The organism is Massilia sp. Masssp94 (assembly GCF_059491305.1).
Map to the genome: position 1 here is coordinate 3,862,019 of NZ_CP168501.1, position 19,030 is coordinate 3,881,048.

Genomic DNA, 19,030 nt, shown 5'->3' on the forward strand with positions numbered 1-19,030 from the left:
ATTTAGCGTAACACGCATGGCCAAGAAAGAGCATATCTCCGAAACCCCGGCGACACAGTTCCTGCGCAAGCATGGGGTCGCCTTCACGGAGCACCCTTATGAATACGAGGAACACGGCGGTACGGCCGTGTCGTCGCGCGAGCTGGGCGTGGAAGAGCACGCCGTCGTGAAAACCCTCGTGATGCAGGACGAGGCGGCCAAGCCGCTGATCGTGCTGATGCATGGCGACTGCAAGGTCTCGACGAAGAACCTGGCCCGCGCCATCCCCTGCAAATCCGTCGAACCGTGCAAGCCGGACGTCGCCCAGCGCCATTCCGGCTACCTGGTCGGCGGCACGTCGCCGTTCGGCGTGCGCAAGGCGATGCCGGTCTATGTCGAGGAAAGCATCCTGCAGCTGGACAAGATCTATATCAATGGCGGACGGCGCGGTTTCCTGGTCGGGATCGCGCCGGCCGCGCTGGTGGACGTGCTGAAAGCCCGGCCGGTCAACTGCGCGCTGGCCGACTGACTATCGCCGGGCTCGGCCGATGGTGTATATTTCACGCGCGCCAGATTCCTGGCCGGGGATTATGAAAAGAGACTCATGTACACAATTCTGTTCACCATCGCAGCCTATTTGATCGGCTCGATTTCCTTCGCCGTCGTCGCGAGCCGCCTGTTCGGCCTCGCCGACCCGCGTACCTATGGCTCGAAGAACCCGGGCGCCACCAACGTCCTGCGCTCGGGCAGCAAGAAGGCGGCCATCGCGACGCTCGTCGGCGACTGCGCCAAGGGCTGGCTGGCCGTGTGGCTCGCGGTCCAGTTCGGCGAGCGCTTCGGCGTCGAGGACGGCGGCGTGGCGCTGGTCGCCATCGCAGTCTTCCTGGGCCATCTGTGGCCGGTGTTCTTCCGCTTCGTCGGCGGCAAGGGCGTGGCGACCGCGTTGGGCGTGCTGCTGGGCCTGAATGTCTGGCTCGGCCTGGCGACGCTGGTCACGTGGCTCGCCGTCGCGTATGCGTTCCGCTACTCGTCGCTGGCCGCGCTCGTGGCCGCGATCTTCGCGCCGTTCTATTACGGACTGCTGTTCGGCGCGGACGAAAAACTGTTCGCCGTCATCGCGATGAGCCTGCTGCTCCTCTACCGCCACAGCAGCAACATCGGCAATCTCATGGCCGGCAAGGAGTCGAAGATCGGCAGCAAATCGAAGGGTGCCGCGACCGCCAAACCGGCCGTCAAAAAGAAATAAACCAGAACCGGGGTCAGAGCCCGGTTTTTGGAAATTGCTCCGAACACTATTTGCCGAATTTGTTTGGCGCGCTGCTCCCTTTCGTTCGATGTGTCACCATATGCCATCAGCGTTAATGAAACCAATTGGAAGGCGGTGAAAAAGTGAGCAAGCAGATGAGAATCGACTTCGTGTCGGATGTGTCGTGCCCGTGGTGCGTGATCGGCCTGAAATCGCTCGAACAGGCACTGGAGCGGGTGGGCGGCGACATTACGGTCGACATGCACTTTCAGCCGTTCGAGCTGAACCCGGGCATGGGTCCGGAAGGCCAGGACATCTTCGAACACATCACCGAGAAATACGGCTCTACCCCCGCCCAGCAGGAACAGTCGCGCGAGATGATCCGCCAGCGCGGCGAGGCCGTCGGCTTCACGTTCGACATGAGCAAACGCGGCCGCATCTACAACACGTTCGACGCGCACCGCCTGCTGCACTGGGCGGAAGGCCAGGGCCGCCAGCAGGCGCTGAAGGAAAAGCTGTTCGAGGCGTATTTCACGCTGGGCGAGAACCCGGGCGCGCACGACGTGCTGCTGCGCGCGGCGGGCGAGGTCGGCCTCGACGTGGAGGCCGCGCGCCAGGTGCTGGCATCCAACGCGTATGCGGACGAGGTGCGCCAGCTCGAGTACTACTGGCAGCGTGCCGGTATCCGCTCGGTGCCGGCGATCGTGATCAACCAGCGCCACCTGATCTCCGGCGGCCAGCCGCCCGAGGTGTTCGAGCAGGCGCTGCGCCAGATCGCGCAGCAGGACGAGGAGCTCGAGCAGGACGAGGAACCGGCCGCCTGAGCGGTTCTCAGTTCAGATCGAGCACGATGGGCTGGTGGTCCGAGGCCGACGTCTCGGACTGCACGCTCATGTCGGCCACGCGTCCCGCCAGGTCTTCCGTGACGAAGAAATAATCGTAGCAGTCGGGCTTTTCCGGCCATTTGAAGCCATGCAGGCCCGCCGTCGGGGCGCGCGGGATGTCGCCGTGATGCACGCGCCAGGCGTCGACGAGGCCCAGCGCACCGCTTGATGCGGGCGCCAGCAGGGCGCGATAGTCTTCCGAATCCGGACCAAAATTGAAATCGCCGCAGTAGATCGCCGTGCCGGGCCGGAAGCCGAGCTGGAACGGCGGCTCGAGCGCGGGTTCCGGCTGGTAGACGGCGGCGCGGGCGCACGCTTCCTCGTGCAGTTCGCGGATGCGGGCGATCTGCGCGCGGCGCTGCATGGGCGAATAGTATTCGAGGTGGGTCGTCAGCACGCGCAGCTTGCCGCCAGGCGCTTCCAGCACGGTTTCGATCATCCCGCGCGGCATGCCGGCCGGGTGTTCCGGATCGACGGGCCAGGGCAGCATGTGGCGCTGCGCCTGGGTGATGCGGTATTTGGACAGCAGGAGATTGCCGAACTGGCGGGGCAGGTTGTTCCGGTAGATTTCGCTCGGCGCCTGCTCGATCATGTGGTACCCGCCGAACGCGCCGGCCAGTTGCTTGAACTGGCTCGCGCTGGCGCTGCCCTCCAGTTCGGGATGGTTGGCGGCCACTTCCTGCAGGCAGATCACGTCGGGATTCAGCTTGCGCAGCACATCGATGATTGCGTGGATCCGGATGCGCCCGTCCCTCCCACAGCCCCAGTGAATATTCCAGCTAACCACGCGCATTCGATACCTCCGTAAAACTCAACTGCCAGAGTTTGCCATTCTTTGGAGAATGACGGTCACACGGTAGGATCGATGTCAAGGTTACAAGTTCACCTGATTGGGGCCGTTTTAGAAACGGCGGGCGTTGCTGCGCCGGTGTTCCGCGCCTTCCTTCAGCAGCTGGTCCGCCTCCGCGGCATCCTTGGCCGTGAGGTCGTCGCCCGTCTGCTTGACGAGCGCCAGTTCCTGGATCGCGGCCGGGTATTCGCGGTCGGCCGCGCGTTCCAGCAGGTCGCGCGCGCGGCGTGGATCGGCCGGCACGCCGTCGCCGTCCGCATACGCGTTCGACAACAGGAACATCGCATGCGCATCGCCCGCCTGGGCGGCCACGCCGAGCCAGTGCGCGGCAGCCGTTTTATCCGTCGGGATGCCGTCGCCGTTCTTCAACAGCAGCGCGAGCCTCAGCGCGGCCTTCGGGTGCCCTTGCTGCGCGGCCTGGCGGTACCACTGCGCGGCCTGGGCGTTCGTACCTGGACGGTCGCGTTCCAGCTCCCCGAGTTGATGGGCCGCTTCAGAATCGCCCTGGCGTGCCGCGCGCAGGAACAGGGCGCGCGCCTGGTCGTCGCGATGGCGCTTCCGGTACAGCAGCGCGAGCTCGCGCTCGGCCACCGGCATGCCGTCGGCGGCCCAGTGCTGCAGGCTCTGTTCGGCCGCCGCGTCGCCGCGCTGGGACGCGGCCATCGACACGGCCTCGATCTCGGCCGGCAGCGGCGCGCGTCCGCAGCCGGCGAGGAGGGCGGCCAGCAGCGCGGAGGTGAGTCGGCGCTTCATGCCGGCTTACTTCGACAGGTCGATCGCATATTTCGCGAAGCCGCTCGCGTCCAGCCCGCCCTCGGCCGTGACGCTGGCGAGACCCGCGGCCTGCGCCAGCGCCAGGTGGCCCGGCGCCGAGCGCAGGATCACGGGGCCGGCGGTCGCCGTCTTGACGAAGCGCCAGCTGCGCGCGCCGCCGTTGACCGCCAAGGTGACCTTGCCGGTGGCCGCGCCGATCTTCTGCAGGTAGTTGCTGACGACGGCCTGGTTCGCGTCCGGCGACTTGATGATCGTCTTGCTGCCGTCGATGCCGGGGAAGTTGCCGCCGCCGCCCGCGCGGTAGTCGTTGGTGGCGACGATGAAGTCGTCCGTCTCCGCTACCGGCTTGCCCTGGTACGTCAGGTTGACGATGCGGCTGCCGGCCGGCTTCGTCACGTCGATCTGGTATTGCAGCGCGTTGTTCTCGGCGTAGAACACGTCGTAGTTGTAGATCGTGCCGTACGACGGGACGAGGTCCTGCTCGGCGGTCGCTGCCGGATCGATGCGCGCGAACTGCTTCGCGGCCGTCTCCAGCCAGTTCTTCAGGTCCGATCCCTTGATCTTCACGGCCTGCAGGTTGTTGTTGCTGTACAGGTAAAGGTCGCCCGGGTTGCGGACTTGCAGGCCAAAGGGCGCCGCCGGCGTCGCGCCCGGTGCCACGTCCGTGAAGTCCGACGGCCCGTTGCGGCCCGCCTTGAACGGCGCGCTGCACGAGATCACGGGGATGTTTTTATAGCTCGCCAGCGTCGCGTCGGTGCTGGTCGCGATGGCGTTCTTCACATAGTCGATCTGCGCCTGGTTCACGAGCTGGATCGCCGACACGTCGCCGACGAGCGCGAAGTACGACGACATCTCGAAGTCCGTCGCCACACCCAGCGGCTGCTTCGCATACGCGATCGTGGCCTGGTGCTCGGTCTGCACGGCGGCGGCGATGGCCGGGTCGGCCGCGACGCTGGTCGTGCCGTCCTTGTACTTGTAGCCCCGCGATTCGACCGTCGTCCGCGCCGGCTGCACCACCCACTTGCCGCCCTGGTACGCGAGCGTCAGCTTGACGATGCCCAGGCGCCGGCCCCAGCTCTGCGCCATCACGGTCGGCACGCCGTTGACGAAGCCGTTCACCGCATCGACCTTGGCCGATGCGGGGATCGCCGCGAACGACGGATCCAGCGCCGCGGCGCCCGTCTCTTTCCCCTTCGGGAAGATGAGGTGCGAGTGGCCGATCAGCAGGGCGTCGATGCCGGTCGTGCTGAGGTGATAGCTCTGGTTTTCCATCTTCGGGCTGTACGCGCTCGTGTCCAGGCCCCCGTGCGACAGCGCGACGACGAGGTCCGCGCCCTTGCCGCGCATCTCCGGCACGTACTGCTGCGCCGCTTCCACTGCGCCGCCCACGGCCACCTTGCCGGCCAGGTTCTTCTGGTCCCAGTCGAGGATCTGCGGCGGCACGAAGCTCATCACGCCCACGTTCACGGTGACCGGCATCGTCTCGCCGTTCGGCTTCGTCGCCGTGAAGTTGCGCGCGAGGATGCGGTACGGGTCGTAGATCGTCTTGTTCGTGGCGACCGCGGTCACGTTCGACAGCACGAGCGGGAAGTTCGGCCCGCCGCACGTGCCGGCCGGCTTGGAGACGCCCGGGATGCCGAAGTCGGTGTTCGTGACCTGGCTGAGGAACGGCAGGCCGTAGTTGAATTCGTGGTTGCCCAGGCCGCCCGCATCGTATTTCAGCGCGTTCATCGCCTTGTGCACGGCCAGCGTGTCGGCGCACTTCACGGGCGCCGTGACGGCCTGCAGGTCGGCCAGCAGGGTGCCCTGGATGACGTCGCCGTCGTCGAACAGCAGGTTGTTCGGATTCTCCGCGCGCGCCTGCTGGATCAGCGTGGACGTGCGGTCGAGGCCCAGGGTCGCGTCGTCGGCCAGCGAGTAATAGTTGTAGCCCAGGACGTTCGAGTGGATGTCGGTGGTCTCGAGCAGGGCGAGGGACACGGTGGTGCCTTCGGGGATGACGTTGGCGGGCGTGGATGGCTCGCCGCAGCCGGTGAGGCCGGCGGCAACCAAAGGGGTAGCAAATGCGGCGAGCAATGCGTGATTGCGTTTCAAGATGTTGGTCCGGTTGTGATGGAAACGGGCCGCACTCTATCTTGATGGGATGACAACGGTATGACAGGCATGCGCCACGCCGGCGCACGCCGCACGGTTCCGGACGCGCATGCGCCGCCGTCTGGCAAACCCGTGCGGACCGTTGCACGCAATCGGTGTGCGGCCCCGTTTTTCATGGTGCGTCGGCACAACGACGGTGCCGACGCACCAATTTGCGTGTTGGCACGGCAATTGCTGTATTGACCATGAGGGCGCCGGAGCTGGCCACTCCGCCGCCGCAGCGTTGTCTCTTCTTTCGATTTCCTTCTACAAGGACCAACATGACCGATACAACCAACCTGACCCGCCGCCGCCTGCTGGCCGCCGGTGCCACGGCCTCGCTCACCGGACTCGTCTCCGGCGGGGTCTTCGCCGCCGGCTCCGACAAGCCCGAGAAGACCGAAGTGAAGGTCGGCTTCATTCCCCTGACCGATTGCGCCTCCGTGGTGATGGCGTCCGTGCTGGGCTTCGACAAGAAGTACGGCATCAGGATTGTCCCCAGCAAGGAATCGTCGTGGGCCAGCGTGCGCGACAAGCTGGTCAACGGCGAACTGGATGCCGCCCACGTGCTGTATGGCCTGATCTACGGTGTGCAGATGGGTATCGGCGGTCCGAAGAAGGACATGGCGGTGCTGATGAGCCTGAACCAGAACGGCCAGGCCATCACCCTGTCGAAGAAATTGGCCGACGCCAGAGCCGTGGACGGCCCGTCGCTGGCGAAGGTGATGAGCACGGACAAGCGCGAGTACAGCTTCGCCCAGACCTTCCCGACCGGCACCCACGCGATGTGGCTGTACTACTGGCTGGCCAGCTACGGCATCAACCCGATGAAGGACGCGAAGGTGATCACGGTGCCGCCGCCGCAGATGGTGGCGAACATGCGCGTCGGGAACATGGACGGCTTCTGCGTGGGCGAACCGTGGAACCATCGCGCCATCGTCGACGGCGTCGGCATCACGGCCGCAACCACCCAGGACATCTGGAAAGACCACCCGGAAAAGACCCTCGGCACGTCGCTCGAATGGGTCAGGAAATACCCGAACACGGCGCGCGCCCTGGTGGCCGCCGTGCTGGAAGCCAGCCGCTGGATCGATGCGAGCATGTCCAACAAGGTCAAGATGGCCGAGACGATCGCCGACAAATCCTACGTCAACACCTCGGTGGACGTGATCAACCAGCGCATCCTGGGCCGCTACCAGAATGGCCTGGGCAAGACGTGGGACGACCCGAACTACATGAAGTTCTACAACGACGGCACGGTCAACTTCCCGTACCTGTCGGACGGCATGTGGTTCATGACCCAGCACCGCCGCTGGGGCCTGCTCAAGTCCGATCCGGACTACCTGGCCGTGGCGTCGAGCGTCAACCAGGTCGGGCTGTACCGCGAGGCGGCCGCCATGGCGAAGGCCGACGTGCCGAAGTCGCCGATGCGGTCCGCGAAGCTCATCGACGGCGTGGTGTGGGACGGGAAGAACCCGGCCGCGTATGCCGCCGCTTTCAAGATCAAGGTTTGAACCGGAGGACATCATGAATACCGTCGTGAATTCGACAGCGGGCGCGCACGCCGTGCCTGCCCGACGTGCCCTGGCGCTGCGTGTGCCGAACGGCCGCGCGCTGTTGCTGGCAGTGCTGCCGCCGGTGCTGGGTCTCGCCATGCTGGTGCTGGTGTGGCAGCTCGTCTCCGCGAACAACAGCAACTTCCCGTCGCCCTTCGTCACGTGGGAGGCGGCCGTCCAGCTGTTCGCCGACCCGTTCTACAGCAACGGGCCGAACGACCAGGGCATCGGCTGGAACATCCTCGCGTCGCTCCAGCGGGTGGCGCTGGGCTTCGGCCTCGCCGCGGCAGCGGGCATCCCGCTCGGCTTCCTGATCGGCCGCTCGCGCTTCCTGGCCGGCATGTGCAATCCCATCGTCAGCCTGCTGCGTCCCGTGTCGCCGCTGGCCTGGCTGCCCATCGGCCTGCTCGTGTTCAAGGCCGCGAACCCCGCTGCAATCTGGGCCATCTTCATCTGCTCGATCTGGCCGATGATCATCAACACGGCCGTCGGCGTGCAGCGCGTTCCGCAGGACTACATGAACGTGGCGAGGGTGCTGAACCTGTCGGAGTGGAAGGTCTTCACGAAGATCCTGCTGCCCGCGGTGCTGCCGTACATGCTGACCGGCGTGCGCCTGGCGATCGGCACGGCGTGGCTGGTGATCGTCGCGGCCGAGATGCTGACGGGCGGCGTGGGCATCGGCTTCTGGGTGTGGGACGAGTGGAACAACCTGAACGTGCCGCACATCCTCATCGCCATCGTCGTCATCGGCGTGGTCGGGCTGGTGCTGGAGCAGGCGCTGGTCGCACTGGCCCGCGCCGTCACCTACGAAGAGAGTGGATCATGAGCGAACCGAAATTCATCGAAGTGCAGCAGGTCGAGATGCTGTTCGACACCCGCAAGGGCCGCTTCCACGCGCTCACCGACGTCAACCTGAAGGTGGCGCGGGGCGAGTTCATCACGCTGATCGGCCACTCCGGCTGCGGCAAGTCCACGTTGCTGAACCTGCTGGCGGGCCTGACCCGCGCCAGCGAGGGCGTGCTGATCTGCGCCGGCCGCGAGATCGCCGGACCGGCGCCGGAGCGCGCGGTCGTGTTCCAGAACCATTCGCTGCTGCCGTGGTTGACCTGTTTCGAGAACGTCTACCTGGCCGTCGAGCGCGTGTTCGGCGCCCGCGAAGGGAAGGAGCAACTGCGTACCCGCACGGCCGATGCGCTGGCGCTGGTGGGCCTGACGCACGCGGCGCAGAAGCGGCCCAGCGAAATCTCGGGCGGCATGAAGCAGCGCGTCGGCATCGCCCGCGCGCTGTCGATGGAACCCAAGGTGCTGCTGATGGACGAGCCGTTCGGCGCCCTCGACGCGCTGACCCGCGCTCACTTGCAGGACGAGTTGCTGCGCATCGTCGCCCAGACGGAGTCCACGGTCGTGATGGTCACGCACGACGTGGACGAGGCGGTGCTGCTGTCGGACCGCATCGTGATGATGACGAATGGCCCGGCCGCGACCATCGGCGAGATCGTGGACGTGCGCCTGCCGCGGCCGCGCGAGCGCGTCGCGCTGGCGCACGATGCGCTGTACAACGAGTATCGGACGCGGGTGCTGGAGTTCCTGTATCACCGGCAGGCGAGGCCGGCGAAGGAAGCGGCCTGACGGATGAAGCATGGTGGGCACAGGGTGCCCACGGCTACACTGTGCATCGAATCAGGCCGGCTCGATTTCGTCCAGCGGCCAGCGCGGGCGCACGTTGAATGCGTAGTCGCGCTGCGCCGCGTCCGGATTGCGCTCCAGGCGCAGCGCGCCCGCGAACGCGATCATCGCGCCGTTGTCGGTGCAGAATTCGAGTTCGGGGTAGTAGACCTTGAAGCGCTTCTTCGCGGCCGCCTCGTTCAGCGACGCGCGCAGCTGGCGGTTGGCGCCCACGCCGCCCGCGATCACGAGGCGTTTCAATCCGGTGTGCTTCAGCGCCAGCACGCACTTCGCCGTCAGCACGTCGACGATGGCATCGACGAAGCCGCGCGCGATGTTGGCCTTGTCCTGCTCGCACACGTTCGCGATGTCGCTTGCGTTGTTCTTCACGACCGTCAGCACGGCCGTTTTCAGGCCCGAGAAGCTGAAGTTGAAATCCTTCGAGTGCAGCATCGGGCGCGGGAGTTTATACGCTTCCGGATCGCCGAATTCCGCCAGGCGCGAAATGGCCGGGCCACCCGGGTAGCCGAGGCCCAGCAGCTTGGCCGATTTGTCGAAGGCTTCGCCGGCCGCGTCGTCCAGCGTCTCGCCCAGCAGGGTGTAGCGGCCGACGCCATCGACGCGCATCAGCTGCGTGTGGCCGCCGGAGACGAGGAGGGCGACGAACGGGAATTCCGGCCGCTCGGTCGCGAGCAGCGGCGACAGCAGGTGGCCTTCCAGGTGGTGCACGCCCAGCACGGGTTTATCCAGCGCCAGCGCGAGGCTGCAGGCGACGGACGATCCCACCAGCAGCGCGCCCGCGAGGCCGGGGCCCTGCGTGTAGGCGATGGCGTCGATGCGTTCCATCGGCAGGTCGGCCTTCGCGAGCACCTGTTCCAGCAGCGGCAGCGCGCGCCGGATGTGGTCGCGCGACGCCAGTTCCGGCACGACGCCGCCGTATTCCTCGTGCATCGCGACCTGCGAGTGCAGTGCGTGGGCCAGCAGGCCGCGCTCCGTGTCGTACAGAGCCAGGCCGGTTTCATCGCAGGAGGATTCAACGCCGAGGACAATCATGGGCAAGCAAGGAACAGTGTGAGGTAGACAAGATCGGCGCGCCGGTGCGGCGCGCAATCTGCCATTGTACCTGCATTGGCCCGCCAGGGCATCACGGCCGCTCCAGCAATTCCTTGTGCGCGTTGCGCAGCATGGTCTCGGTATCGTCCCAGGCGATGCAGCCGTCGGTGACGGAGCAGCCGTACTTCAGCTGCGACAGATCGCTCGGAATCGGCTGGCTGCCGCTGACGATGTTCGATTCGATCATCACGCCGACGAGGGACTGGTTGCCGTGCCTGATCTGCTGGATCACGTCCGACATGACGAGCGGCTGCAGCTCCGGCTTTTTATAGCTGTTGGCGTGCGAGCAGTCGACGACGAGGTTCGCGGGCAGGCCGGCCTTCTTGAGCGCCTGCTCGGCGATCGCGACCGAGACCGAGTCGTAGTTCGGACGGCCGCCGCCGCCGCGCAGCACGACGTGGCCGTAGGCGTTGCCGCGGGTCCGCACGATCGACACGCCGCCCTGGCCGTTGATGCCCAGGAAGGAGTGCGGGCTGGATGAGGACAACACGGCGTTGATGGCGATGCTGACGTCGCCGTCGGTGCCGTTCTTGAAGCCGACCGGCGTTGAGAGGCCCGACGACATTTCGCGGTGCGTCTGCGATTCGGTCGTGCGCGCGCCGATCGCGGTCCACGCGATCAGGTCGCCCAGGTATTGCGGCGAGATCGGGTCGAGCGCTTCGGTGGCCGTCGGCAGGCCCAGTTCGCACACGTCGAGCAGGAACTGGCGCGCGCGCTCCATGCCGACGTCCACGCGGAACGAGTCGTCCATGAACGGATCGTTGATATAGCCCTTCCAGCCGGTCGTGGTGCGCGGCTTTTCGAAATACACGCGCATCACGAGCACCATCGTGTCTTCCACCTCGGCCTGCAGCGCCTTCAGGCGGCGCGCATAGTCGAGGCCCGCGACCGGATCGTGGATCGAGCAGGGGCCGACGACCACGAACAGGCGCTTGTCCTTGCGGTCGAGGATGTTGCGCAGGGTCTCGCGGCCCTTCATCACGGTGGTGAAGGCCTTGTCCGTCAGCGGCAGCTTTTTATGCAGCTCGCTGGGCGTCGGCATGGTCGCGAACGAGGTGACGTTGGTGTTTTCGATATCGGGCGTGATCAGCATGGCAATCGTATTTATTCCAGAGGGGATCGTTGAGTCTAGCCTGAAATCTTACACCGTGCATCCTCCTGCTCAAAAATGTTGCATGGTATCCTGTCATCATGGACACGACCAACACCTCCCCAAATCCCTTCCCGGCCGCCCGCTTCATCAAGGAGATCGGCCGCGGCGTAAAAGGCGCGCGCAGCATGTCGCGCGAGGATGCGAAACTGCTCTACGGCGCCATGCTCGACGGGCGGGTGTCCGACCTGGAACTGGGCGGCATCCTGCTCGCGATGCGCATCAAGGGCGAGTCCGTCGAAGAAATCGCCGGCTTCATGGACGCGGCGGAAAGCTCGTTCGCGCCGCTGCCCGCGCCGCCCGGCGATTTCGCGCCCGTGCTGATCCCCAGCTACAACGGCGCGCGCAAGCTGGCCAACCTGACGCCGCTGCTGGCGCTGCTCCTCGCGCGCGCGGGCGTGCCGGTGCTCGTGCACGGCGTGCAGGAAGACCCGGGCCGCGTGACGACGGCCGAGATCTTCGCCGAGATGGGCATCGGCCCGAGCGGCTCCACGGCCGACATGCTGGACGCCTTCGCCGCCGGCCGCCCGTGCTTCATGCCGATCGAGTTATTGGCGCCGGAACTGGCGCACCAGTTGTCGCTGCGCCGCATCCTCGGCGTGCGCAATTCCACGCATACGATCGTCAAGATCCTGCAGCCGTTCGAAGGCCCGGCGCTGCGCCTCGTGTCGTACACGCACCCGGAATACCTGGCGATGCTGACCGAGTATTTCGAAACGGCCGCCCCGCACGCGCGCGGCGACGCGTTCCTCATGCGCGGCACGGAAGGGGAGACGGTGGCGAACGCCAACCGCGCCCAGGAAATCAACTGGTTCCACGCCGGACAAAAGACGCTGCTGGTCGAGCGCGATGCCCCGACCGACGAGTTGGCGCCCGCGCCGGAAGGCCGCGACGCCGCTGCGACCGCCGACTGGATCGCGCGTGCGCTGCGCGGTGAACAGCCCGTGCCGCCGCCGATCGCGGCGCAGGTGGCGCAGTGCGTGCAGGCCTCCCGGGCATTGCGCCAGGCTGTATAACCGGTCCGCGTTCCCGTACAATCACGCCTTTTGCGCGCAGCATTCACGGAAGAGGCATGGCAAAACACTACGACGTGGCGATCATCGGCGCCGGCGCCGCCGGCATGATGTGCGCCGCCACCGCGGCCCAGCGCGGCAAGCGCGTCCTGTTGGTCGACCACGCCGGCAAGCTGGCGGAAAAAATCCGCATCTCCGGCGGCGGGCGCTGCAACTTCACCAACATCAACGCCGGCCCGCAGAATTTCCTGTCCGAGAATCCGCATTTCTGCCGCAGCGCGCTGTCGCGCTACACGCCGCAGGATTTCCTCGCGCTCGTCAAGACGCATCGCATCGCGTACCACGAAAAACACCGCGGCCAGCTGTTCTGTGACGACTCGTCCGAACAGATCATCGCCATGCTGAAGACGGAGTGCGACGCGGGCGGCGTGCAGTGGCGCATGCCGTGCAAGGTGGCCGGCGTCATGAAGAACGCGGAAGGATTCCGCATCGACACGGATGGCGAGCCCATCCTCGCGAGCAATGTCGTGGTCGCAACGGGCGGCCTGTCGATCCCGAAGATCGGCGCCACGGATCTCGGCTATCGCATCGCGAAGCATTTCGATCTGAAAATTGTCGAGACGCGCCCGGGCCTCGTGCCGCTCACGTTCGACGGTCCCAGCTGGCAACCGTTCGTGCCGCTGGCCGGCATCGCGCTGGAAGTGGACGTGACGACGGGATCGAAGAAGGGCCGGAACGCGAAGTACGGCTATTTCCGCGAAGACTTATTGTTCACGCACCGCGGCCTGTCCGGCCCGGCCATCCTGCAAATCTCCAGCTACTGGCAGCCGGGCACGCCCATCGTGCTGAATCTGCTGCCGGAAATGGATGTGGCGGAAGAGCTGATTGCCATGAAGACGGCGGTGAAAAAACAGCTGGGCAATATCTTGTCGCAATGGCTGCCCACGCGCCTCGCGGAAGGCCTGCTGACCGGCAATGGCCTCGCACCGGATGCGCGCTTGCCGGACATGGCCGACGCGAAATTGCGCAAGCTGGGCGATGCGATCAACCGCTGGGCCATCGTCCCGACCGGCTCGGAAGGCTATAAAAAGGCCGAGGTGACCCTGGGTGGCGTCGACACGCGCGAACTGTCGCAGCAGACGATGATGGCGAACACTGTCCCGGGCCTGTATTTCATCGGCGAGACGGTCGACGTGACGGGCTGGCTCGGCGGCTATAACTTCCAGTGGGCATGGGCTTCCGGCGTCGCGGCGGGCGGAGCGATCGAGTAAAAAAGCAGCCATGTGGCAACTTTGCACACTGATGAAAAACTTCGCACAGAACTTGAAAAGCTGTTAGAATTTCGTTCTTCCCTAAATCCAACGGTTTCATTTTTACATGACCACTATCCGCCTTAAAGAAAACGAGCCGTTCGAAGTCGCTATGCGTCGCTTCAAGCGCACTATCGAAAAAACCGGTCTGCTGACTGAACTGCGCGCACGCGAGTTCTACGAGAAGCCGACCGCAGAGCGCAAGCGCAAGCTGGCCGCTGCCGTGAAGCGTCACTACAAGCGCATCCGCAGCCAGCAACTGCCGAAGAAGCTGTACTGATTTATATTCACGCTTTCCCCGGCGACGGCCACTGCCAGTCCCGGCGTTGCAAAGCCTGAATTCGACGAAGCCCGCTCCGGTTGTGCCGCAGCGGGTTTTTGCCTTTTGTCCCTATCGAACGGAGTATCCATGAGCTTGAAAGACCAAATCACCGACGACATGAAAGCCGCCATGCGCGCCAAGGACAGCGAGCGTCTTACCACGGTCCGTCTCCTGATCGCCGAGATCAAGCGGAAAGAAGTGGACGAACGCATCGAGCTGGACGATGCGCAGGTGGTGGCCGTCGTCGAAAAGATGATCAAGCAGCGCAAGGATTCGATCACCCAGTTCGAAAATGGTGGCCGCCAGGATCTGGCCGACAAGGAAAAGTCGGAACTGGCCGTGCTGTCGGCCTACATGCCGGCCGGCCTGTCGGATGAGGAAGTCGCCGCCGAAGTGGCCGCAGCCGTCGCCGCATCGGGCGCCGCCGGTCCGCAGGACATGGGCAAGGTGATGGGCATCCTGAAACCGAAACTGGCCGGCCGCGCCGACATGACGGCCGTCTCGGCCCAGGTCAAGAAAGCTCTCGCAGGCGGCTGATGCCTGGTGGCACGGCTGCGGCAACGCCGCCACGGCCGTGTCTGTTTTTGATGCACCGGAGCGGCAACGCCATGTTGCATTGTTGCAAATCAACTTGTAACGAGCCCTGCGGTATAGTCTGACCTGAGACAAATACTGTTAGTTAGATCAAGTGATTCCGCAATCATTCATTACCGATCTGCTCAACCGCGTTGACATTGTCGACGTGGTGGGGCGTTACGTGCAGCTGAAAAAGGGCGGCGCCAATTACATGGGGCTCTGTCCGTTTCACAACGAGAAATCCCCCAGCTTCACCGTCAGCCCGACCAAGCAGTTCTATCACTGCTTCGGCTGCGGCGCCCACGGCACCGCCATCGGCTTCATGATCGAATACTCGGGCATGGGCTTCGTCGACGCCGTCAAGGACCTCGCACAAAGCGTGGGCATGATCGTGCCCCAGGAGGACGACAAGATCCCGCCGGCCCAGCGCGCCGCCCAGCAGGCGCAGACCCTGGCGCTGACGGACGCGCTGAACCAGGCCTGCGACTTCTACCGCGCCCAGCTGCGCACGGCGCCGAACGCCATCGCCTATCTGAAAGGCCGCGGCCTGACGGGAGAGGTCGCCGCCCGCTTCGGCCTCGGCTATGCGCCGGGCGGTTGGGACAATCTGCGTTCCGTCTTCCGCGACTACGATGCGCTGGCGCTCGTCGAATCCGGCCTCGTCATCGACAAGGTCGACGAAGATGGCAACAACAAGAAGCGGTACGACCGTTTTCGTGAGCGGATCATGTTCCCGATCCGGAACACGAAAGGGCAGGTGATCGGCTTTGGCGGCCGCGTGATGGACGGCGGCGAACCCAAATACCTGAACTCGCCAGAAACCCCGCTGTTCCAGAAGGGACATGAACTGTACGGCCTGTTCGAGGCGCGCCAGGCGATCCGCGACGCCGGCTACGTGCTGGTGACCGAAGGTTATATGGACGTCGTCGCGCTGGCCCAGCTCGGCTTCCCGCAAGCCGTCGCGACGCTCGGCACGGCGTGTACCAGTACCCACGTGCAAAAGCTGCTGCGCCAGACGGACAACGTCATCTTCAGCTTCGACGGCGACAAGGCCGGCCGCCGCGCCGCCCGCCGCGCGCTGGAAGCGTGTCTGCCGCAAGTGACGGACAACAAGACGATCAGGTTCCTGTTCTTGCCACAAGAGCATGATCCGGACAGCTATGTGCGCGAATTCGGCGGGGACGCATTCGCCCAGGAAATCAACGAGGCGATGCCGCTGTCGCAATTCCTGTTGCGCGAGGTTACGACGGAGCATGATCTCGACACGCCGGAAGGCCGGGCGCGCGTCCAGTTCGATGCGAAACCGCTGCTGCAGGCGATGACGCCGTCGGCCTTGCGCCTGCAGATCGTGCGCGGCCTGGCGAACCTGACGGAGTCAACGCCGGCGGAGATCGAAACGTTGTTCGAGTTGTCCAAGCCGGTGGCGGTGGCCAGGAAGGCGCCGCCGCGCCAGGGACGTCCGGAACCGGTCGGCCTGGAATTGCAGATGTCGCGCATCCTGGTGTCGCATCCGGCGCTGGCGCTGGGCCTGGACGAGTCGGCCTTGCGCGCCTTCGACCACTTCGGCACCGAGCAGGCCGAACGCCTGCGCCAGCTCGTGGCGATGGCGCAGGCGTTGGGACCGAACGGTACGTTCGCCGCGTTGTCCGAGCAATTGAAGGAAGCGAGTTCGGAGTACGACAACCTGATCGCATCGATCGCGGTCGAACCCGAATCGGATATCGACGCGGACCGCGTGTGGCTGACGAGTGCTGTGAGGCAAGTCAAGATGGACGTGCTGAAACAGGAGTTGAACCAGTTGTTTTCTTCCGGATTGACCCCAGATCAGGTGAGTGCCCGCTATCGCGAAATCACAGCTCAGCAGGACCTCTTGGCCCGGGAGGCAGCGAACGACACCCCTGCGAAATTCGCCTGATCGGGGAGGGTTGCCGAGGCGCCGTTCTTGACTGGAAAGAACAGGGGCGCGTGCTATAATAAAACGCTAACTATTGCAAGCATTGAAACGATTTTTCGTGACAATTCAGGCGAGGTGTTTCAGTTAGTGGGGCAAACAGTATGTGCCTGCAGCGTGATGTAAGGTAACAAAACTTTATCTTTAACCATCGTAAAGTGGTCGTTGTGACTTCGAAAGCGCCTGTGCCAACCAAGAAACCCGAAACCAAAGTGGCTACCAAATCCACCAGAATGTCCGCTAAAGTGGACAATTCGCAAGACAAGGCGGAAGCTCGCGTTGCGGGTGTCGCCCCAGTCAACCAGACGACCGATGCGGAAGCCCTCGCCGCAATCGATACGTCGGGCTACGTGCTGCCGGCCGTCAAGGTGCCAGGCCGCCGTGGCCGCAAGCCCAAGGAATTCACGCCCGAGAACGATGAAGTCGCCGCCCTGAACGCGGTCGAGCGCGCCGAGCTGAAAGCGGTCGACAAGGCCAAGGCCAAGGACCGCAAGGCCAAGGAAAAAGCGCTGCTGAAAGATGCATTCTCGTCGGACACGGAAGCGAGCGAAGAGGAACTGGAAATCCGTCGCCAGAAGCTCAAGGCCCTGATCAAGTCGGGCAAGGAGCGCGGCTTCCTCACGTATTCCGAGATCAACGACCATCTGCCGGACAACATCGTCGATCCGGAAGCGATCGAAGGCATCATCGGCACGTTCAACGACATGGGCATTGCCGTCTACGAGCACGCGCCCGATGCCGAAACGCTGCTGCTGTCCGATAACGTCGCCACCGTCACCAGCGACGACGAAGCCGAGGCTGCCGCCGAAGCGGCGCTGTCGACCGTCGACTCCGATTTCGGCCGCACGACGGACCCCGTGCGCATGTACATGCGCGAGATGGGCTCGGTCGAACTGCTGACCCGCGAAGGCGAGATCGAGATCGCCAAGCGCATCGAAGACGGCCTGCGCGACATGATCCAGGCGATCTCCGCCTGCCCGGTGACGATCGCCGAGATCATCGACGCCGCCCGCCGCATCGAGCAGGACGAGATCAAGATCGACGAAATCGTCGACGGCATGGTCGACCCGGAAGAGGACGAAGCGACGTCCCCGGCGGCCGTCGCCCCGGCGTCGACCGAGTCCGACGACGATGAGGACGACGACGAGGAAGAGGAAGAAGAGGAAGAGGAAGAAGAGGCGAACGCGGGTTCCGGCGCGGCCGGCTATTCCGCCGAACAGCTCGAGCAGCTGAAGAACTCGGCTCTCGACAAATTCCGCGAAATCGAACAGCAGTTCGACAAGATGCGCAAGGCCTACGAGAAGCAGGGCTATAACTCCGACGGCTACGTCAAGGCCCAGGAAGCGATCTCGAACGAACTGCTCGGCATCCGCTTCACGGCCAAGGTCGTCGAAAAGCTGTGCGACACCCTGCGCGGCCAGGTCGACGAAGTGCGCCACATCGAGAAGCAGATCCTGGACGTGGCCGTGAACCGCTGCGGCATGCCGCGCGCCCACTTCATCAAGGTCTTCCCGGGCAACGAGACGAACCTCGACTGGGTCGACGGCGAAGTGAACGCCGGGCACGCGTACAGCGCGATCCTCGGCCGCAATATCCCGACGATCAAGGAGTTGCAGCAACGCCTGATCGACCTGCAAGCCCGCGTCGTCCTGCCGCTGCCGGACCTGCGCAACATCAACCGCCAGATGGCGGCCGGTGAAATGAAGGCGCGCAAGGCCAAGCGCGAAATGACGGAAGCTAACCTGCGTCTCGTCATCTCGATCGCGAAGAAATACACGAACCGCGGCCTGCAATTCCTCGACCTGATCCAGGAAGGCAACATCGGCCTGATGAAGGCGGTGGACAAGTTCGAATACCGTCGCGGCTATAAATTCTCGACGTATGCGACGTGGTGGATCCGCCAGGCCATTACCCGCTCGATCGCGGACCAGGCGCGCACGATCCGTATTCCGGTGCACATGATCGAAACGATCAACAAGATGAACCGGATCTCGCGCCAGATCCTGCAGGAAACGGGCGCCGAGCCGGATCCGGCCACCCTCGCGATCAAGATGGAAATGCCGGAAGATAAGATCCGGAAGATCATGAAGATCGCGAAAGAGCCGATCTCAATGGAAACGCCGATCGGTGACGACGACGATTCGCATCTTGGCGACTTTATCGAGGACAACAACACGCTGGCGCCTTCGGACGCGGCGCTGCACGCCTCGATGCGCGGTGTGGTCAAGGACGTGCTCGACTCGCTGACGCCGCGCGAAGCGAAGGTGCTGCGCATGCGCTTCGGCATCGAAATGTCGACCGACCACACGCTGGAAGAGGTCGGCAAGCAATTCGACGTCACGCGCGAACGCATCCGCCAGATCGAAGCCAAGGCGCTGCGCAAGCTGCGCCACCCGTCGCGTTCCGACAAGCTGAAGAGCTTCCTCGAGAACAACAGCGGCTGAGGCTTGACGGACCTACGCTAACACAATATCCTCTCGCCACTTCGGCCGCTTCGCGACCGTAAGT

17 protein-coding genes are annotated in these 19,030 nt (G+C 64.6%); 12 read left to right on the plus strand and 5 right to left on the minus strand.

What is annotated here, in order from left to right; all coding sequences use genetic code 11:
* Positions 1-16: 16 nt before the first annotated feature.
* The 3 genes from ybaK (at position 17) to ACEN9G_RS17205 (ending at position 2,049) form a co-directional block, all read left to right on the plus strand.
* Positions 17-508, plus strand: a complete 492-nt coding sequence (ybaK, locus tag ACEN9G_RS17195) for a Cys-tRNA(Pro) deacylase (RefSeq protein WP_371768992.1) — start codon at positions 17-19, stop codon at positions 506-508.
* Positions 509-583: 75 nt separating this feature from the next.
* Entirely contained in the window at positions 584-1,225 is a 642-nt protein-coding gene (gene plsY / locus ACEN9G_RS17200; RefSeq protein WP_413343729.1) for a glycerol-3-phosphate 1-O-acyltransferase PlsY, read from the plus strand.
* A gap of 155 nt (positions 1,226-1,380) precedes the next feature.
* Complete coding sequence (locus tag ACEN9G_RS17205) at positions 1,381-2,049, plus strand: DsbA family oxidoreductase (protein WP_413343727.1); 669 nt, start codon at positions 1,381-1,383, stop codon at positions 2,047-2,049.
* Between the two features lie 7 nt (positions 2,050-2,056).
* Here the strand turns inward: ACEN9G_RS17205 and ACEN9G_RS17210 are convergent, their stop codons facing one another.
* From ACEN9G_RS17210 to ACEN9G_RS17220, 3 genes are all read right to left on the minus strand, one after another.
* Entirely contained in the window at positions 2,057-2,902 is an 846-nt protein-coding gene (locus tag ACEN9G_RS17210; protein WP_413343725.1) for an endonuclease/exonuclease/phosphatase family protein, read from the minus strand.
* 108 nt (positions 2,903-3,010) lie between these two features.
* Complete coding sequence (locus ACEN9G_RS17215; RefSeq protein ID WP_483126785.1) at positions 3,011-3,712, minus strand: tetratricopeptide repeat protein; 702 nt, start codon at positions 3,710-3,712, stop codon at positions 3,011-3,013.
* Positions 3,713-3,718: 6 nt separating this feature from the next.
* The gene (locus ACEN9G_RS17220) at positions 3,719-5,827 is read right to left on the minus strand and encodes a bifunctional 2',3'-cyclic-nucleotide 2'-phosphodiesterase/3'-nucleotidase (protein ID WP_413337590.1); all 2,109 of its coding nucleotides are present in this window, start codon (positions 5,825-5,827) and stop codon (positions 3,719-3,721) included.
* Positions 5,828-6,147: 320 nt separating this feature from the next.
* Between ACEN9G_RS17220 and ACEN9G_RS17225 the strand changes: the two genes are divergently transcribed.
* From ACEN9G_RS17225 to ACEN9G_RS17235, 3 genes are read left to right on the plus strand one after another with little or no spacing between them, the layout of a single operon-like run.
* Entirely contained in the window at positions 6,148-7,380 is a 1,233-nt protein-coding gene (locus ACEN9G_RS17225; protein WP_413337591.1) for a CmpA/NrtA family ABC transporter substrate-binding protein, read from the plus strand.
* A 13-nt stretch (positions 7,381-7,393) separates the two neighbouring features.
* Positions 7,394-8,248, plus strand: a complete 855-nt coding sequence (gene ntrB / locus ACEN9G_RS17230; protein ID WP_413337592.1) for a nitrate ABC transporter permease — start codon at positions 7,394-7,396, stop codon at positions 8,246-8,248.
* The gene (locus ACEN9G_RS17235; RefSeq protein WP_413337593.1) at positions 8,245-9,051 is read left to right on the plus strand and encodes an ABC transporter ATP-binding protein; all 807 of its coding nucleotides are present in this window, start codon (positions 8,245-8,247) and stop codon (positions 9,049-9,051) included. Before ntrB ends, ACEN9G_RS17235 begins: the two co-directional genes overlap by 4 nt.
* 51 nt (positions 9,052-9,102) lie before the next feature.
* Here ACEN9G_RS17235 and tsaD read toward each other — a convergent pair whose 3' ends face one another.
* Positions 9,103-10,140 (minus strand): tRNA (adenosine(37)-N6)-threonylcarbamoyltransferase complex transferase subunit TsaD, encoded by a 1,038-nt coding sequence (gene tsaD, locus ACEN9G_RS17240; RefSeq protein WP_413337610.1) that lies wholly within the window; start codon positions 10,138-10,140, stop codon positions 9,103-9,105.
* A 91-nt stretch (positions 10,141-10,231) separates the two neighbouring features.
* Positions 10,232-11,290, minus strand: a complete 1,059-nt coding sequence (locus ACEN9G_RS17245) for a 3-deoxy-7-phosphoheptulonate synthase (protein ID WP_483127738.1) — start codon at positions 11,288-11,290, stop codon at positions 10,232-10,234.
* 101 nt (positions 11,291-11,391) lie between these two features.
* Between ACEN9G_RS17245 and ybiB the strand changes: the two genes are divergently transcribed.
* From ybiB to rpoD, 6 genes are all read left to right on the plus strand, one after another.
* Entirely contained in the window at positions 11,392-12,366 is a 975-nt protein-coding gene (gene ybiB, locus ACEN9G_RS17250) for a DNA-binding protein YbiB (protein ID WP_413337595.1), read from the plus strand.
* 56 nt (positions 12,367-12,422) lie between these two features.
* On the plus strand, positions 12,423-13,634 hold the full coding sequence (locus ACEN9G_RS17255; RefSeq protein ID WP_413337596.1) for a BaiN/RdsA family NAD(P)/FAD-dependent oxidoreductase: 1,212 nt from the start codon (positions 12,423-12,425) through the stop codon (positions 13,632-13,634).
* Between the two features lie 106 nt (positions 13,635-13,740).
* Positions 13,741-13,953: a 30S ribosomal protein S21 gene (gene rpsU, locus ACEN9G_RS17260; protein WP_005665410.1), complete on the plus strand. Its 213-nt coding sequence runs from the start codon at positions 13,741-13,743 to the stop codon at positions 13,951-13,953.
* Between the two features lie 129 nt (positions 13,954-14,082).
* Positions 14,083-14,532, plus strand: coding sequence for a GatB/YqeY domain-containing protein (locus tag ACEN9G_RS17265; RefSeq protein ID WP_413337597.1), 450 nt, complete (start codon positions 14,083-14,085; stop codon positions 14,530-14,532).
* A 151-nt stretch (positions 14,533-14,683) separates the two neighbouring features.
* A complete protein-coding gene (gene dnaG / locus ACEN9G_RS17270) occupies positions 14,684-16,486 on the plus strand; it encodes a DNA primase (RefSeq protein ID WP_413337598.1) in 1,803 nt (600 codons plus the stop codon).
* A gap of 269 nt (positions 16,487-16,755) precedes the next feature.
* Positions 16,756-18,966: an RNA polymerase sigma factor RpoD gene (rpoD, locus tag ACEN9G_RS17275; RefSeq protein WP_413337599.1), complete on the plus strand. Its 2,211-nt coding sequence runs from the start codon at positions 16,756-16,758 to the stop codon at positions 18,964-18,966.
* Positions 18,967-19,030 lie beyond the last annotated feature (64 nt).

Coding starts and splice junctions, on each gene's coding strand:
- plsY (WP_413343729.1), top strand. CDS start 584: ATGTACACAATTCTGTTCACCATCGCAGCCTATTTGATCGGCTCGATT.
- ACEN9G_RS17225 (WP_413337591.1), top strand. CDS start 6,148: ATGACCGATACAACCAACCTGACCCGCCGCCGCCTGCTGGCCGCCGGT.
- ACEN9G_RS17265 (WP_413337597.1), top strand. CDS start 14,083: ATGAGCTTGAAAGACCAAATCACCGACGACATGAAAGCCGCCATGCGC.
- ACEN9G_RS17215 (WP_483126785.1), bottom strand. CDS start 3,712: ATGAAGCGCCGACTCACCTCCGCGCTGCTGGCCGCCCTCCTCGCCGGC.
- ybaK (WP_371768992.1), top strand. CDS start 17: ATGGCCAAGAAAGAGCATATCTCCGAAACCCCGGCGACACAGTTCCTG.
- rpoD (WP_413337599.1), top strand. CDS start 16,756: ATGTCCGCTAAAGTGGACAATTCGCAAGACAAGGCGGAAGCTCGCGTT.
- rpsU (WP_005665410.1), top strand. CDS start 13,741: ATGACCACTATCCGCCTTAAAGAAAACGAGCCGTTCGAAGTCGCTATG.
- ybiB (WP_413337595.1), top strand. CDS start 11,392: ATGGACACGACCAACACCTCCCCAAATCCCTTCCCGGCCGCCCGCTTC.
- ACEN9G_RS17205 (WP_413343727.1), top strand. CDS start 1,381: ATGAGAATCGACTTCGTGTCGGATGTGTCGTGCCCGTGGTGCGTGATC.
- ntrB (WP_413337592.1), top strand. CDS start 7,394: ATGAATACCGTCGTGAATTCGACAGCGGGCGCGCACGCCGTGCCTGCC.
- tsaD (WP_413337610.1), bottom strand. CDS start 10,140: ATGATTGTCCTCGGCGTTGAATCCTCCTGCGATGAAACCGGCCTGGCT.
- ACEN9G_RS17210 (WP_413343725.1), bottom strand. CDS start 2,902: ATGCGCGTGGTTAGCTGGAATATTCACTGGGGCTGTGGGAGGGACGGG.
- ACEN9G_RS17235 (WP_413337593.1), top strand. CDS start 8,245: ATGAGCGAACCGAAATTCATCGAAGTGCAGCAGGTCGAGATGCTGTTC.
- ACEN9G_RS17255 (WP_413337596.1), top strand. CDS start 12,423: ATGGCAAAACACTACGACGTGGCGATCATCGGCGCCGGCGCCGCCGGC.